Raw genomic sequence first — 16867 nt, 5'->3', positions numbered from 1 at the left:
TTACAGGCATATGAAGATCAACCGTGGGAGCGGGCTTGCTCGCGAAGAGGCCAGTACATCCGACACAGCTTTTGCGATTGGAATACCGCTTTCGCGAGCAAGCCCGCTCCCACATTGGATACGGGGCTACTTGGGATAACCCGCGCGCTTCATTTCGCGTTCAGTGGTTTGCTGGGCCGCCGCCAGGGCCTGGTCGACCGTGGTCTGGCCGATCAGCGCCGCCGAGAAGGATTTGCCGACCTGGGTACCAATGCCCTGGAACTCGGGAATGGTCACCAACTGAATCCCGATGTAAGGCACCGGCCTGGCGCCCGGCTTGCTTGGGTCCGCGGCTTTGAGCGACTCCAGGGTGACCTTGGCGAACGGCGCGGCGTTCATGTACGCCTCGCTGTAGGTCGAGGCCCGCGTGCCCGGTGGTACGTTGGCGATGCCGTCTTTTTCCGCGACCAGAGCGCCGTATTCCTTGGACGTGGCCCAGGCGCTGAAAATTTTCGCCGCGTCCTTGGCTTTGGAACTGGTGGGAATGGCCAGGGCCCAGGAGTACAACCAGGCCGAGCCCTTGTCGGTGACTTGATGCGGCGCATAGGTGAAACCGACGTGATCGGCGACCTTGCTCTGGGTCTTGTCGGTAACGAACGAGCCGGCGACGCTGGCATCGACCCAGATCGCGCATTTGCCACTGTTGAACAGTGCCAGGTTCTCGTTGAAACCGTTGCTCGACGCACCCGGCGGACCGGATTTCTTCATGGTATCGACGTAGAAGTTCAGCGCGTTTTTCCATTCGGGGCCGTTGAATTCCGGCTGCCACTTTTCATCGAACCAGCGCGCGCCATAGGCGTTGGCAACGGTGCTGATCAACGCCATGTTCTCACCCCAGCCGGCCTTGCCGCGCAGGCAGATGCCGTACTGCTCTTTATCCTTGTTGGTGAGTTTGCCCGCGAGGTCGCCGATCTGCTCCCAGGTCGGACGCTCGGGCATGCTCAGGCCAGCGTCCTTGAACAGGTCGGTGCGGTAGTAGGTGATCGAGCTTTCGGCGTAGAACGGCAGGGCGTACAGCGAGCCCTTGACCGAAAGGCCTTCACGCACCGACGGGAACACATCGTCGAGGACATAGCTGGCCGGCAAGTCCTTCATCGGCTCCAGCCAACCCTTCGCGCCCCAGAGTGCCGCTTCGTACATGCCGATGGTCAGCACATCGAACTGCCCGCCCTGGGTGGCGATGTCGGTGGTCAGGCGCTGGCGCAGGACGTTTTCTTCGAGCACCACCCAATTGAGCCTGATGTCAGGATGCTCGGCCTCGAAGGTTTTCGAGAGCTTCTGCATGCGGATCATGTCGCTGTTGTTGACGGTGGCGATGGTCAAGGTCTGGGCGCCAAGACTGACGCTGCTGAGGGTCATGCAGGTGAGGGCAAGCAGGGCTTTTACCGAAGGTTGCATCATGCACTCCTTTTCTGCACCCGGTGGGTTACAGAAGGACAGTTATTGTTTTTGTGTCTTCCTGCGAAGGGAAGAATGTGCACTGATTACAACCTTCAATGGAGAGCGAAACAAATCATCCATCGCACTTTGATCGATACTATTTTGCACTGGAGTTTTGGGGTGTAGACGCAGGGAAGGGCTTTTCAGCGATGGCACGCTATTGAATCCGTATAGGTTTCAAGGCCTGGCGGGGTACCTGTGGGAGCGGGCTTGCTCGCGAAGGAGGTGTGTCAGTTTGCAAAATGTCGTCTGACACGACGCATTCGCGAGCAAGCCCGCTCCCACAGGGAGGTGAGGGGTCAACCCAGGTTTTGCTCGGTCAGCCGCTGCACCACCAGCCGCCGGTAGTGCGAAGGCGTCATGCCCTTGAGTTGCTGGAAGCGCCGGTTGAAATTGGAAATATTGTTGAAGCCCGATTCGAAGCAAACATCGGTCACCGGCTTGTCGCCATCGGCCAGCAACTCGCAGGACTTGCTGATGCGCAGGCGATTGACGAATTCGATGAAATTGCGCCCGGTGGCCTGCTTGAATACCCGGCTGAAATACGTCGGTTTCATGCCCAGGTGTTCGGCGACCTCTTCCAGCGTCAAGTCCCGGGCGTAATGGGCGAAAATGTAATCCACCGCGCGGTTAGTGCGGTCGATGTTGTTCTCGTCGGCCAGTTGCGGGGTCGTGGCGCCAGAGAGCAATTGGTAGTCGTCGGTGGCCGCAAGCAACTCCAGCAAAATGAAAAAATGCCCGAGACGGGTCGCACCGGTGGTATCGGCGATGCGCTGCATCAGATCCATCGCCTTGCCGATCGTGTGCTTGCAGCGAAACTCGATGCCGTACTGCGCGCGTTCCAGCAACGGCGCCAGGGCCTTGAGTTCGGCGAATACCTGATAGCCGCTGTCGAACAACTCGTCGGTGAAATTGACCAGCATGTCGCGCTTGGGCACCACTTCGTCCTCGGCCACCTGGCTGATCCAGTTGTGGGGCAAATTGGGGCCGGTCAGGAACAATGTTTGCGGATAGAAGTTACCGATGTAGTCGCCAATGAATACCTTGCCTGAGCTGGCAACGATCAGGTGCAGTTCGTACTCCTTGTGGAAATGCCAGCGCACCAGCGGGCAGGGAAAACCATGCTGGCGGTAAATGATGGACAGGCCGTTGTGGTCGTCCATCAATTCATAGGAAGGATCGGTAACTCTGGCGGTGCGGGTCATGACAGGGGCGCTTGTGTTGTTATCCCGTCCTGATCATGCCTTCAGCCGGGTGAAAAATGCTACTGCCGCCTGTTTGCCCGCTCATGCAAGGCATGGCCGTAAACCGCTTTGACTCTGCCCATCGAACAAACCAATGCCTCATGGCCGCTATTACTTGAGGCGGGATTGGGCTTTCATTATGTTTGCCGCACGGCAGAGGTGAACCAGGTTTGACTCTTCAAAGAAATCCGCATTGATAATGCTGCACTTGTGAATCCATGGTTTGTTGACATCGAACCAATCATTCAGCTTTTTAGGGATGCTAACCGGCCCCCCTGCGACGGAGTAAGCGGTGGCAGAGAGAGACCATGGGGAACTTGAAGACGGAGGACTTGCCATGACCGTTCCAATAAAAGATTCGAGGTATTGGACATCGGTGATGGCGGTGCCGCTCCATTTGTGTTGAATACTCCTGCCAAAGGCTTGTGGGTCCAGGTCCGGGTGATAATCGGCGGCGAGCAGTACCCGTTGAGTCTTGCTGATGCGTTTCAACTCTCCAAGCGTCTTACGGCTGTGTTCAAGAGGAATGATGAGTTCGCCTAAACCACCTACCAGGCGATCACTGAACTCCTTGAAGTTAAATGGACGATTTCCACGATCCAGTTTATGGAAGTCGAGGATTATGAACTCATCGGGATTAGCCACTAGAAAACTGGAGACGTCCTGAGTTAGCTGAGAGAGCTCGCGATAGGAGCGTACGCCGTTATGGTGGAAGTAAAAATGCAAGTGGTTGTTGCCATTTCTGACGTTTATATCAAATTCAAGTCTGACGTCGAATGCCCTGGCGCCGTTTATCAGTTGATAATAAAACGAGTCGTTTTGGCAGACTGCCCAGTGCGTGGCTGGTGCCAAGATATAGTTACCGTTCTTGTCTGATCCGGTGTTGTGTGCACCAGGCAGAATCAACTCGCCGAGGGTAAGATTATCAATGACTGGAATGTTACTCATCCAGTCGTTGAGGGTCGGGGCGTAATTGCCATATTCAAAGTTTGGTCGTGTTTCGTTATTGTCGTTCATGGTGCGTCCGTGCAGTGAGGTTGGATAGGGTTATTTGTGAACTAAATGCTTTATCGCATTTGGTGGAGAGGAATTTATAGCAATCAGAAAATAGAAAAGCCACTCTTGCGATTCAAGCAAGAGTGGCAGGCTGTTTCGTATTGTTAATAGGTTGTTAGTTAGGTTTTATGTAAAGTTTTTTTATGTGATTCATTGAGCCCGGCTTTTCGCTTCAATCCATTGCGCCATGTATTGAGTACTTTTGTGGTGGTGATGGCGCAACATGCTGCCGGTAAAGTTATCTCGCCTGATGTTAGCCAGATCCCGCTGGCATTCGACCAGCCGCTGGATCAAGGCCGGGCCATGCACGGATTTGCGGTAACGGCTGGCAAGCAGGGTTTGCGCGTGCGCCTGGGCATGGAGCCAACGCGTCTTGTCATTGTGGAGTTGCACGGCTTGATCTGCGAATTCGCGGGCCGAACGGGTCACTGCACCGGGCCACGCCTCGTCGCCATGCATCGCCTCGGCACCGACCGGGGTCGTCACATTCGGTGTACCACAGAGCATCGCATCGACAATCTTGCCTTTGATGCCCGCGCCAAAACGCAGGGGCGCCATGCAGACCCGCGTCGACGACATGACTTGCAGGGCGTCCTCGGCCCAGTTCATCACATGAAATCCCTGGGTCGGGTTATGCAGGGCGGTCGCCTTGGGCGGTGTGTAGGCACCATAGATATGCAATTGAGCACTGGGCAATTGCTCGCGAACCAACGGCCAGATAGCGGTTTTCAACCAGAGCACGGCATCCCAGTTGGGTGCGTGGCGAAAGTTACCGATATGCAGAAAGTGTGCCCGGTCTTCGTACTCGACTGGCGCACGGGTCGGCAGATCGACCATCAATGGACACCAGTGCAACAGGCTGCGCGCAATCCTGAATTGCTCGACCAGCAATTCGATTTCCACCTCGGAAACCATCAGCGTCAAATCACAGCGAAAAAACGAGGCGATCTCGCGCTTCGCCAGATCGGTATTGGCCATGTGCTCGAATTCTTCTCGCGACGCCTTGGCGAACAGGTCGCTGAAGTCATTGTTGTCATCGTTGGCCTTCAAACGCTCCTTGAGGCGTTGATGCCGACCATGCCTGAGACTTTGCAGGTCGCAACTTTCGAGCACGCGCAAGGCATCGGGACACTGCTTCTCGACACGCCAGCCGAACTGTTCCTCCATCATGAATTGATCGAACAGCACGATGTCCGGCGCCAGTTCGCTGATGAACGTGTCGAAACTGCTGTTGTTCAGCTCGATGGGAACTTCGTGAATTCCCATCGCCGTCAGGTCTGCACGTTGCTCGCCGAAGCCCGCCGGGCTGCTGAACGTGACGTCCCAGCCCTGTTGCAGAAAAACCTCGAGAATTTGCATGACATGCCCGCTGGCCGCGGAAGAGCGGGGCTCGGGCCAGACGTAACCAATGACCAGGACTTTGGTTGCGTTGGGCTCAATCATGTACGGGAATTCCTTGAAGCGAAGACAGGGCAGGGACGAAAAAGGCGCGCATTAAACCACAGGGCGCACAGGGTCACCCGAGAATGCTTTTGACCTTGTCGCGCAACTGATCAATGGAGAAGGGTTTGCCGATCAGGTGCATGCCTTCAGGCACTTCAATGTTTTCGGCGTAGCCGCTGGCAAACAGGATGGGCAGGTTGGGGCGTATCGTGCGGGCGTGGGTGGCCAGTTCACGGCCGTCCATGTCCGGCAGGCCAACATCAGTCATCATCAGGTCAATGTCCTGGTTCACGTCCTTGAGCCTCAGCAGCGCCTCTTCGCTGCCATCGGCTTCCAGTACCTTGAACTCCAATTCCTCCAGTACGTCGACGATCAGCATGCGCACGATGGCATCGTCTTCGACGACCAGGATGATGGGGGCGTTGGCGGATGACATAGTGGAATTCCCGATAAAGATTGGTGTTGTCGGTCGTTGCAAATTGCCGGCTTATTGCATGAGTAAGTGGCGGATCCCGACAAGTTCCCAGGACGATGCAAAAAAGAACCTGGCGCAGGTCAGGCTAGGATAACCCGACGCTTTGCGCGGGCGCAGCGCAATGTAGGACCTTGCGCGAAAACATGTCAGAAAATTGGATCAATGTGCCAGTTTTGGGGCAAACTCCCTGCATCCTGACAGTTCGACAAGGCCTGCCCCATGACCTCTGTGTCCACGGTTGATGAGCAACGATTTCGTAAACTCCTGAGCCGCAACATCAGCCTGCCGTTGGGTCTGGGCGTCATCAGTGCCGTGTTCTTCGTGTCGCTGATCACCTATCTGCTGTCGACGATCCAGTGGGTGGAACACACCGACCGGGTGATCAATAACGCCAATGAAGCGGTCAAGCTGACCGTGGACCTGGAAACCGGGATGCGCGGTTTCCTGCTCAGTGGCGACGAACATTTCCTCGATCCCTACGAAACCGCCAAGCCGCGAGTTGCCGTGGCACTCAATACCTTGCTCGAGTTGACCGCCGATAACCCGGTGCAAACCGACCGCTTGCTGCGGTTGCAGGCATTGCAGTTGGAGTGGACCAGCTATGCGCAGTCGATGATCGATTTGCAGCGCAGCAGCGGTGACTATCGCTCCGCGGTCAAGGCCGGGCGTGGCAAACGCCTGACCGATGAAATTCGCAAGCAGTTCGAGGAAGTGATCGACACCGAACAGCAACTACGCGCATCGCGCAATGATGAGGTGCGACGCACCACGGTCATGAGCATCAGCCTCTATCTGTTGCTCATCGCCGGCGTCAGCGGCTTGCTGGCGTATGTCGGGCGCCGCGATTTGCTCAATCTTTCGCAAAACTACAGCGTCAATCTCGCGGCCCAACAAGCCAGCGCCCATCGCCTGCAGCAACAGGCCTGGCTGCGCAACGGTCAGACCGAGCTCGCTGAGCAGGTACTGGGGCAGTTGAGCTTGAACCTGCTGGGACGCAACATCCTGCAATTCTGCGCGCAGTACCTCGGCACGGCCGTAGCGGCTATTTATGTGCGCGAAGATCACGGCGGCCTCAAGCGCATCGCCACCTACGGGTTTTCTCGTGAGCAAGAAGAGCGTGAACAGCAGATTTACAGCGACGAAGGCATTGTCGGCCAGGTAGCGCAGCAGGCACGACTGATTCGCCTGGACGAGGTTCCGGGGGATTATTTCAAGGTCAGCTCCGGCCTCGGTGACGGTTTGCCGCGCAGTGTGCTGGTGGTGCCGACCAGCGACGACGACCGGGTCAATGGCGTGATCGAGTTGGGCTTTCTGCGTCCACTGATGGACCGTGACATTGAATTGCTGGAACTGATTGCCGGCAACATCGGCACCTCGATCGAAGCTGCACGCTATCGCCAGCGTTTGCAGGATGTGTTGGCCGAAACCCAGCAACTCAATGAAGAATTGCAGGTACAGCAGGAAGAGCTCAAGACCGCCAACGAAGAGCTCGAAGAACAGTCGCGGGTTCTCAAGGAGTCTCAGGCGCACCTGGAGACCCAGCAGGTGGAACTGGAGCAGACCAACGAACAACTCGCCGAGCAGGCCTTGGCCCTGGCCGAACAACGCGACGCCATGGACCTGAAAAACACCGAGCTCAATCAGGCCCAGATCCAGCTTGAGGATCGCGCAGAAGAATTGCAGCGTTCGAGCAAGTACAAGTCGGAATTCCTCGCCAACATGTCCCACGAACTGCGCACGCCGCTGAACAGTTCGTTGATTCTGGCCAAGCTGCTGGCGGAAAACCCGGAGGGAAACCTCAGCGCCGAGCAGGTCAAGTTCGCCGATTCGATCTATTGCGCCGGCAATGACTTGCTCAACCTGATCAACGACATTCTGGACATTTCCAAGGTTGAGGCCGGCAAGCTGGAAATCCGTCCGGAGAACACCAGCGTCACGCGTCTGGTGGAGGGGCTGCGCGGAATGTTCCAGCCCCTGGCCACGGACAAACAGCTGGATTTCCAGCTCGATGTGCGGGACGGCGCGCCGCTGATGCTATTCACCGACCGCCAGCGCCTGGAGCAAGTGCTGAAGAACCTGCTGTCCAACGCCGTGAAATTCACTGAAAGCGGTATTGTCAGCCTGTCCGTCGCCACGGCGCCGAACGACGGCATTGCGTTCAGCATCCATGATTCCGGGATTGGCATAGAGCGGGATCAGCACGAAAGCATCTTTGAAGCGTTCCGGCAGGCCGATGGCACCACCAATCGGCGTTATGGCGGCACCGGGCTGGGTTTGTCGATTTCCCGTGATCTGGCCGCCTTGCTTGGCGGCTCCATCAGCGTGACCAGCACGCCGGGGCAGGGCAGTGCGTTCACCCTGGTGCTGCCTCAGCAGTACGTGGAACCGGGCGATGTGCCTGTCGAACCGATGCGCGCGGCTCCCGTGGCGGCTGCACCAAGTGTATTGCCACCCACGTTGTCGCCACTGATCGCCGACGTCGATATTCCGCGGTTTGACGACGATCGCAACAAGGGTCCGTTTACCGGCCGCTGCATTCTGGTGGTGGAGGATGAGTCGAACTTTGCGCACATCCTCTACGACCTTGCGCATGAACTGGGTTATCAGTGCCTGGTGGCCCACGGCGCCGATGAAGGTTATGACCTGGCCAAGGCGTTCATCCCCGATGCGATCCTGCTGGACATGCGCCTCCCGGATCATTCCGGCCTGACCGTGCTGCAGCGCCTGAAGGAACACGCCGAAACCCGGCACATCCCGGTGCACGTGATTTCCGTCGAAGACCGGGTCGAAGCGGCGATGCACATGGGTGCCATCGGCTATGCGGTCAAACCGACCACCCGCGAGGAACTCAAGGACGTGTTTGCGCGCCTTGAAGCCAAGCTGACCCAGAAGGTCAAGCGCGTGCTGCTGGTCGAGGACGACGACTTGCAGCGCGACAGCATTGCCCGCCTGATCGGCGACGATGACATAGAGATCACTGCCGTTGGCCTGGCTCAGGAGGCGCTGGACCTGCTGCGCACGTCCGTTTTCGATTGCATGATCATCGACCTCAAATTGCCGGACATGCTCGGCAACGATTTGCTCAAGCGCATGTCCACCGAAGACATCTGCTCCTTTCCGCCGGTCATCGTCTATACCGGGCGCAACCTGACCCGGGATGAAGAGGCCGAACTGCGCAAGTATTCGCGCTCGATCATCATCAAGGGCGCACGCTCGCCGGAGCGGCTGCTGGACGAGGTGACACTTTTTCTGCACAAAGTCGAATCGCGGTTGTCCCATGAACGGCAGAAGATGCTCAAGGTCGCCCGCAGCCGCGACAAGGTCTTCGAGGGCCGCAAGGTGCTGCTGGTGGATGACGATGTACGCAACATTTTCGCCCTCACCAGCGCGCTGGAGCAAAAGGGCGCAGTCGTGGTCATTGGCCGCAACGGTCGCGAAGCGATTGAACGATTGAATGAGGTGGAAGACATCGATCTGGTGTTGATGGACGTGATGATGCCGGAGATGGATGGTTATGAAGCCACCGTTGAAATCCGCAAGGACCCGCGCTGGCGCAAGCTGCCGATCATTGCGGTGACGGCCAAGGCCATGAAGGACGATCAGGAGCGCTGCCTGCAGGCCGGCGCCAATGACTACCTGGCCAAGCCCATTGACCTGGATCGCCTGTTTTCACTGATTCGTGTGTGGTTACCGAAGATGGAACGTATCTAGTGGAGCGCAATTTTTCAGTGGAGCGAAACAGCGAAATCGAATTGCGGTTGTTGATCGAGGCGATCTACCTCAAGTACAGCTACGACTTTCGTGATTACTCCGGCGCATCGATCAAGCGCCGGGTCAACCATGCGTTGAGCCAGTTCGAGTGCAGCACCATCTCGGCGTTGCAGGAAAAGGTCCTGCACGACCCCACCGCGTTCATGCAACTGCTGCAATTGCTGACCATTCCGGTCAGCGAGATGTTCCGCGACCCCTCGCACTTCCTGGCCATCCGCAAGGAAGTGGTGCCGCTGCTGCGAACCTACCCTTCGATCAAGATCTGGATCGCCGGATGCAGCACCGGTGAAGAGGTCTATTCGATGGCCATTCTGCTGCGCGAGGAGGGCCTGCTCGACCGCACGATCATTTACGCCACCGACATCAATCCGCGTTCTCTGGAAAAAGCCAAGCAAGGGATTTTCTCGATGGAGAATGTCCGCGCCTACACTGCTAATTACCAGCAGGCCGGTGGCCAGTGTTCGTTTGCCGACTACTATACGGCGGCCTATGGTTACGCGATTTTCGACAAGACGCTGCGCGAGAACGTCACTTTCGCCGATCACAGCCTGGCGACGGATAGCGTGTTTTCAGAAACTCAATTAATTTCGTGTCGTAACGTATTGATTTACTTCAATAAAAAACTTCAGGATCGGGCGTTCGGATTGTTTCATGAGTCCCTCTGCCATCGCGGGTTCCTGGTGTTGGGCAGCAAGGAAACCCCGGATTTCTCAGCCTTCGGCGATCAGTTCGAGCCGCTGGTCAAACAAGAACGGATTTACCGAAAATCATGAACAGTGCAACGGGTCTGCCAGCGATCGAAGCGATTGTAATCGGTGCCTCCGCCGGTGGCGTCGAGGCGCTGCTGAGCATCCTCGGGCCGTTGCGCGAAGGCTTCGCGCTGCCAATCATTGTCGTGCTGCACTTGCCGGATGAGCGCCGCAGCCATCTGGCGGACGTGTTTTCCCGTCGGGTTGCCCTGCCAGTGCTGGAGGCGTGCGACAAGACCCTGGTGGAAGCCGGCACGCTGTATTTTGCTGCACCGGGCTATCACTTGTCGGTGGAGCGGGACCGCAGCTTTTCCCTGAGCCTGGAGCCTCGAGTGCATCATTCGCGACCCGCCATCGATTACCTGTTCGAATCGGCCGCCGATGCGTATGGCGCCAATCTGGCCGCGGTATTGCTCACCGGCGCCAACCGCGACGGCGCACGCGGGCTGGCCCAGGTCAAACGGCACGGTGGCATGACCATCGTCCAAGACCCGCAAGAGGCTCAGGTCGCCACCATGCCCCAGGCTGCACTGGACCTGCACCAGCCAGACCACATACTTCCCGTACGCGGCATCGGCCGTCTGCTTGTCGAGCTGGAACGAATCGCATGCTAAGTCATATAAAGGCCAAACTGCTGATCGTCGACGATCTGCCGGAGAACCTGCTGGCGCTCGAAGCGCTGATCAAGCGTGAGGACCGGATCGTGTTCAAGGCGCTGTCCGCCGACGAAGCCTTGTCATTGCTGTTGCAACACGAATTCGCCATGGCCATCCTCGATGTGCAGATGCCGGGCATGAATGGCTTCGAACTGGCCGAATTGATGCGTGGCACGGAAAAAACCCGGAACATCCCTATCGTGTTCGTCAGTGCCGCCGGGCGTGAAATGAACTACGCGTTCAAGGGCTATGAAAGCGGCGCTGTGGACTTCCTGCACAAACCGCTGGACATCCACGCGGTCAAGAGCAAGGTCAATGTGTTCGTCGACCTGTATCGCCAGAGCAAGGCGATGAAGGAACAAGTGCTGGCCCTTGAGGAAAGTCGCCGCGATCAGGAAACCCTGCTCAAGCAACTGCAAAACACCCAGCTGGAACTGGAGCAGGCGGTGCGCATGCGCGATGACTTCATGTCCATCGTCGCCCACGAAGTGCGCACGCCGCTCAACGGCCTGATCCTTGAAACCCAGCTGCGCAAGATGCACCTGGCCCGGGATAACGCCGCGGCTTTCACCCTGGACAAGATGCACGCCATGGTCGACCGCGACGAGCGGCAGATCAAAAGCCTCATCCGCTTGATCGAAGACATGCTCGATGTCTCGCGCATTCGCATTGGAAAGTTGTCGATCCGGCCGACGAGGTTCGATCTTTCGACGCTGGTTCGCGATGTGCTGCACAACTTTTCCCAGCAGATCGACGCCGCCGAGACATCGGTCACCCTCGATGCCGAACAACCGGTGATCGGAAATTGGGACGAGTTTCGTATTGAACAGGTCATTTCCAACCTCCTGACCAACGCCTTGCGCTACGGGGCCAAGAGCCCGATCACGGTGAAGGTATACAGTGAAGGCGGCCAGGCGCTGGTGGACGTGCAGGACCAGGGGATCGGCATTAGCGAAGAAAACCAGAAACGCATATTCCAGCAATTCGAACGCGTATCGGCCAAGCACGCCGTCGCCGGACTGGGCCTGGGTTTGTTTATTTCAGAACAAATTGTTGCCGCTCATGGCGGTACTATTACGGTCCAGAGCAGGATTGGCGAAGGCGCCTTGTTTCGCGTTTGTCTGCCGCTGTAGGAAAACAGCCAGATAAACGCAACCTCTGATCGACCTCACGGTCGTATCAGCAGCAATTGACCGAACAAAGGCTTCCCATGAGCGAAGATGCACAAGATGTAGTACTCGTCGTCGAGGACGACCCCTCGATTCTGATGGTGCTGTCCGCTTATCTGTCGGGCGAGGGTTACCGCGTATTGCAGGCCGAAAACGGCGAACAGGCTTTTGAGATCCTGGCGAGCAAACCACACCTGGACATGATGATCACCGACTTCCGCTTGCCTGGCGGCATCTCCGGCGTGCAGATCGCCGAGCCCGCCGTGAAACTGCGACCGGAACTCAAGGTGATTTTCATCAGCGGCTATGCCCAGGAAATCCGTGACACCGACAGCCCGATCACCCGCAAGGCGCCGATCCTGGACAAACCGTTCGATCTGGACAAATTGCAGGAGCTGATGCAGGACATGCTTTCGTAAGCGTTCAGGCGCTGAGCATCTCCCTGACCTTCGCCGTCAACAGGTCGAAGGTAAATGGCTTGGTGATCATCTGCATGCCCGGATCGAGGAACCCGCCGCGCACCGCGGCATGCTCGGCGTAGCCGGTGATGAACAGCACCCGGAGATCGGGCCGCAGTTGCCGGCCGATTTCCGCCAGTTGCCGGCCATTCATGCCGGGCAGGCCGACATCGCTGATCAGCAGGTCGATGCGCTGGGCGGAATCGAGGATCGGTACCGCGCTATCGCCATCACAGGCCTCGACGAAGGTATAACCCAGCTCGCTCAACACCGTGCTGACCAGCACCCGCACCGCCGGATCGTCCTCGACTATCAGCACCGTCTCGCCATTATTGGCAAAGGGCGGGTATTCGACGTTGATCGGATGCTCCTGGGGCAGGTCACCCCCAAAGCGCGGCAGAAACAGGCTCACCGTGGTGCCTTCGCCCACGACGCTGTGGATGGCGACGTGACCTCCCGACTGCTTGCTGAAGCCATAGATCATGGATAAACCCAGCCCGGTGCCTTGGCCGATGGGCTTGGTGGTGAAGAACGGATCAAAGACGCGGTTGATGATGCTTTGCGGCATACCGCAGCCGGTATCGGTCACGCTGAGCACCACGTAATCCCCTGCATCGAGATTGCCTTGTGCTTGAGTGAAATCCTCGTCGAGGCATTGGTTCGAGGTGGAGACCACCAGTCTGCCGCCATTGGGCATGGCATCGCGAGCATTGATCACCAGGTTGAGCAGGGCGCTTTCCAGTTGATTGGGATCGGCTTTGGCCACCCACAGTTGCTCATCGAGTTGCATGTCCAGGTGAATGCTTTCGTTGATGCTGCGTTGCAGCAGTTCGCCCATGGAAATCACCAGGGTGTTCATCTCCACGGGTTTCGAATCCAGCGACTGCCGCCGGGAAAAAGCCAGTAGCCGGTGAGTCAGGCCCGCCGCACGGTTGGCTGAAGTCACCCCTAGATCGATCAGGCTGTCGAGGTCTTCGGTTCGCCCCCGGGCCAGGCGTCGACGCAACAACTCGAGGCTGCCGATGATGCCGGTCAGCATGTTGTTGAAGTCGTGGGCGATACCGCCGGTGAGCTGGCCGACGGCTTCCATTTTCTGCGACTGGCGCAACGCTTCTTCGTTGTGGCGAAGTTGCGCAGTGCGCTCTTCCACTTGCTGTTCAAGGGTTTCAAGGGTGTTTTGCAGGCGCAGTTCGCTCTGGCTCAGGTCAATCAGCCGATCCCTGGCTTCGTACTGCCGTCGACGCCCGCGCAGGGCCGTGGTGACCAGGCTGATCAGCGTGACCGGGTGAAAAGGACGTTCGAGGAAGGTCACGTTGCCCAATTGCGGGCCGAAGCGTGATGCCGGGTTCTGTTGTGGGCCGCCATGGTGCGTCATCAATACGATCGGCAGGTCCGACCATGCGGGCTGCTGTTCGATCAAGCGGATCAGCGGTTCCAGATCACCACCGAGCAGTGCCTCGGAGGAGATCAGCAGCAGGCCGGCTCCCAGTTCCAGTTCGGCGCACAACCCTGGCAGGTCGCGACTGATCACCCCGTGAACCCCGGCCTCGTTGAGCATCATCAGGGCTAACTGGCTGTCGCGCCCTCGTGGTGCAAGGATGATTGCGTGTTCGGGCGTCGCTTGCATGACCGTCACCGGATCTCGTCCGCGAGCAACGGTTTGCTGGCCCCAAGATAGGTGGGGACGCCACGCAACACGCCCTGGAAGGCTTCCAGCGGTTCACCGATGGTCATGCCCTGGGCGCTGATGCGGTATTCCCGGATGGTCGATTCATGGCTGCCGGTACGTTTCTTGATGATCGAAATCGCCCGGCGCACCTTGCCCAGTGCTTCGAAATAACGCAGCAGAATGACCGTATCGGCCAGGTAAGTGATGTCGACCGGGGCCTGCATGTCACCGACCAGGCCATGCTGGGCAACCGTCATGAAGGTCGCGGCGCCCTGGCGATTGAGGTACAGCAGCAACTCGTGCATGTGCAGCACCAGGGCGTTCTCTTCCGGCATTGCCGCCTGATAGCCATTGATGCTGTCGATCACCACGGTTTTGATATTGCCTTCGTCGACACAGCGCCGGACCCGGTGGGAGAACTCGCCGGGAGAGAGTTCCGCCGCGTCCACTTGTTCGATCAGCAAATTGCCGCTGTCTTGCAGGGCCTGCAAATCGATGCCGATGTTCTTCATGCGCTCGAACAGCAACCCCATCTCTTCATCGAAAATGAACAACGCGGCTTTTTCACCCCGGGCCACGGCCGCGGCGGCGAACACCATGGAGATCAGCGATTTGCCGGTACCGGCCGGACCGAGAATCAAGGTGCTGGAACCGGTTTCGATCCCGCCGCCCAGCAGCGAATCCATTTCGCGGATGCCGCTGGTCAATTGCTGGCGCAGGTATTGACCGCGATGTTCGGCGGCCACCAGGCGCGGGAAGACATGTACGCCGTCGGCCATGATGGTGAAGTCATGAAAGCCGCCCCGGTATTTCTGGCCGCGGTACTTCACCACGCGGATGCGACGTCGTTCGGCGCCATAGTTTGGCGTCAACTCTTCCAGGCGAATCACGCCGTGGGCGACGCTGTGCACGGTTTTGTCCAGGGACTCGGTGGTCAGGTCATCGAGCAGCAGCACCGTGGCGTCGTACCGCACGAAATAGTGTTTGATCGCCAGGATCTGCCGGCGATAGCGCAGCGAGCTTTGCGCCAGCAGGCGAATCTCGGAAAGGCTGTCCAGCACAACCCGGGTCGGTTTGACCCGTTCGACCACTTCGAAGATCTGGCGGGTGGCTTCGCCCAATTCAAGGTCGGAGGAATAGAGCAGCGACTGCTGCTGTTCGGCATTGAGCAGGCTTTCCGGGGGCGTCAGCTCGAAGATATGGACGTTGTCATCCATCTCCCAGCCATGGGACAAGGCGCCCTGGCGCAGCTCGCGTTCGGTTTCGGACAGCGTGATGTACAACGAACGTTCACCGGCTTGCGCACCTGCCAACAGGAAATGCAACGCCACGGTGGTCTTGCCGGTGCCAGGTTCGCCTTCCAGCAAAAACACATGACCGCGAGACAGTCCGCCATTGAGGATATCGTCAAGACCTTCGATACCGGTGGCTGCCTTGGTAAAGTTCAATTCGTTGAATAGAGACAAATGAGTGTCCTCTCCTGGCCTGGGAACGAGGCAGCCATGGGAAACATGGCGTTAGGCTGCCTTTTCACTTGACCCTTGGCCGGGACGACGGTTCAACGAAATGTCAGTCGGGGTCAGAGCCCCTGTTGCAGCGCCGGATCATCGGGGTTCATTTGTTCGAGCTGGGCCGAGAGGATCTGCACGTTTTGCAGCTGCCCGCTTTCCTTCCAGTAATTGATCAGCAGCACCCGGGCCTTGCGATCGTTCGGATGGCGCTGAACGATTTCCTGCAACTGATTCTGCGCCGCTTCGAGCTCCTGCTCACCGTGCAACGTGGTCGCCAGGTCGTAGCGGTAATCGCGGTTGTTCGGCTCAAGTTCAACGGCCTTGGACAGGCCGAGCAGGGCGAACTCGCTTTGCTCGTGATGCAGCAGCCAGAGCCCCAGGGCATGTTGCAGATAGGCCGAGTCGGGTTGCGCCTGGAGTTGTTTGGCCAACAGCTGCCGGGCGGCGTCGTTTTGGCCCTGTTTATCCAGCACTTCGATTTGCAGCACCAGCGCCGGCAGGTTGTCCGGCGCCAGGCGCAGGGTGTTGTCCAGGGCCTGTTGCGCTTCCTTGAGCTCGGCGTTGTGCAGGTGCAGTCGGGCCAGTTGGTACTGATTGTCGGCGCTTTGCGGCTCGCTCTTGAGCACTTGTTCCCAGGCGTCGATGGCTTGCTCCAGCGGCCCGAAATACAACCCCAGGTCGTCCGGGGACAAGCCCAGCAGCGCATTGATTGCGGCCAGTCGAACGCTTTGTTCGCTGTCATCGAGCAATGGCCCCAGCAACAGACTGCGCTGGCCGTTCGGCACCAGGGCGCTGATGCTCTTGATCGCGGCGATACGCACTTCGGGCGACTCGTTCTGCAAGTCGGAGTCCGCCAGTTTCAGGGCCACCGAGCTTGGATAATTCGGCAGTTCGGCATGCAGCCAGACGCGCCGCTTGGGCGACAGGTCCGGGCGACCCAATTGCTGATAGAGCACCCGCGCGGCCCCCGGTTGACCGGCCCGGGCAGCAGCCAGCGCTTCGCTGTAACCATGCTTGATGGCTTCGGGCACCGCCGGGGTGGTATCGCGCAGGGAATACCACGCAAGTCCGATGGCGAACAGGATAGAGAGACTGATGAGCAGGTTGCGGCGGGACTTGGGCATGCAGAATCCGGAAGCTGGCAAGCTTTGGCAAAGTTGCCAGCTTCGGTCAGGCAAGGCTGTGAG

General features: G+C 58.3%; 13 protein-coding genes. 5 read left to right on the top strand and 8 right to left on the bottom strand.

Annotated features, from left to right (window positions below; genetic code table 11):
* Positions 1–126: 126 nt before the first annotated feature.
* From QMK54_RS16415 to QMK54_RS16395, 5 genes are all read right to left on the bottom strand, one after another.
* Complete coding sequence (locus tag QMK54_RS16415) at positions 127–1437, bottom strand: sugar ABC transporter substrate-binding protein (protein WP_320402921.1); 1311 nt, start codon at positions 1435–1437, stop codon at positions 127–129.
* 341 nt (positions 1438–1778) lie between these two features.
* Positions 1779–2684 carry an AraC family transcriptional regulator gene (locus QMK54_RS16410; protein ID WP_320400886.1) on the bottom strand — a complete coding sequence of 302 codons (906 nt, stop codon included), beginning with the start codon at positions 2682–2684 and terminating at the stop codon, positions 1779–1781.
* Between the two features lie 150 nt (positions 2685–2834).
* Positions 2835–3740: a phospholipase gene (locus tag QMK54_RS16405; protein ID WP_223588827.1), complete on the bottom strand. Its 906-nt coding sequence runs from the start codon at positions 3738–3740 to the stop codon at positions 2835–2837.
* A 189-nt stretch (positions 3741–3929) separates the two neighbouring features.
* Complete coding sequence (locus QMK54_RS16400) at positions 3930–5222, bottom strand: glycosyltransferase (protein WP_223588825.1); 1293 nt, start codon at positions 5220–5222, stop codon at positions 3930–3932.
* Between the two features lie 73 nt (positions 5223–5295).
* Entirely contained in the window at positions 5296–5658 is a 363-nt protein-coding gene (locus QMK54_RS16395; RefSeq protein WP_110658436.1) for a response regulator, read from the bottom strand.
* A 258-nt stretch (positions 5659–5916) separates the two neighbouring features.
* On the opposite strand from QMK54_RS16395, the gene QMK54_RS16390 reads away from it, so the two are divergent.
* The 5 genes from QMK54_RS16390 to QMK54_RS16370 all read left to right on the top strand — a co-directional run bounded on the left by QMK54_RS16390 (position 5917) and on the right by QMK54_RS16370 (position 12461).
* Complete coding sequence (locus QMK54_RS16390; protein ID WP_320400885.1) at positions 5917–9408, top strand: response regulator; 3492 nt, start codon at positions 5917–5919, stop codon at positions 9406–9408.
* The gene (locus QMK54_RS16385) at positions 9408–10241 is read left to right on the top strand and encodes a protein-glutamate O-methyltransferase CheR (protein ID WP_320400884.1); all 834 of its coding nucleotides are present in this window, start codon (positions 9408–9410) and stop codon (positions 10239–10241) included. Before QMK54_RS16390 ends, QMK54_RS16385 begins: the two co-directional genes overlap by 1 nt.
* A complete protein-coding gene (locus QMK54_RS16380; RefSeq protein WP_110658433.1) occupies positions 10238–10831 on the top strand; it encodes a chemotaxis protein CheB in 594 nt (197 codons plus the stop codon). The genes QMK54_RS16385 and QMK54_RS16380 overlap by 4 nt, the downstream gene beginning before the upstream one ends.
* Positions 10825–12006 (top strand): hybrid sensor histidine kinase/response regulator, encoded by a 1182-nt coding sequence (locus QMK54_RS16375; protein ID WP_320400883.1) that lies wholly within the window; start codon positions 10825–10827, stop codon positions 12004–12006. The genes QMK54_RS16380 and QMK54_RS16375 overlap by 7 nt, the downstream gene beginning before the upstream one ends.
* 77 nt (positions 12007–12083) lie before the next feature.
* Positions 12084–12461, top strand: a complete 378-nt coding sequence (locus QMK54_RS16370) for a response regulator (RefSeq protein WP_110658431.1) — start codon at positions 12084–12086, stop codon at positions 12459–12461.
* Between the two features lie 4 nt (positions 12462–12465).
* Here the strand turns inward: QMK54_RS16370 and QMK54_RS16365 are convergent, their stop codons facing one another.
* The 3 genes from QMK54_RS16365 to QMK54_RS16355 form a co-directional block, all read right to left on the bottom strand.
* Positions 12466–14136: a response regulator gene (locus tag QMK54_RS16365; protein WP_320400882.1), complete on the bottom strand. Its 1671-nt coding sequence runs from the start codon at positions 14134–14136 to the stop codon at positions 12466–12468.
* Positions 14133–15635 (bottom strand): ATPase domain-containing protein, encoded by a 1503-nt coding sequence (locus QMK54_RS16360; protein WP_320400881.1) that lies wholly within the window; start codon positions 15633–15635, stop codon positions 14133–14135. The genes QMK54_RS16365 and QMK54_RS16360 overlap by 4 nt, the downstream gene beginning before the upstream one ends.
* A gap of 113 nt (positions 15636–15748) precedes the next feature.
* A complete protein-coding gene (locus QMK54_RS16355; protein ID WP_320400880.1) occupies positions 15749–16804 on the bottom strand; it encodes a tetratricopeptide repeat protein in 1056 nt (351 codons plus the stop codon).
* Between the last annotated feature and the right edge of the window lie 63 nt (positions 16805–16867).

This window comes from Pseudomonas sp. P5_109 (genome assembly GCF_034009455.1).
Classification (GTDB): Bacteria; Pseudomonadota; Gammaproteobacteria; order Pseudomonadales; family Pseudomonadaceae; genus Aquipseudomonas.
Note: the sequence above shows the minus strand (reverse complement) of the source record. Positions and strands in the feature narration are given on the sequence as shown.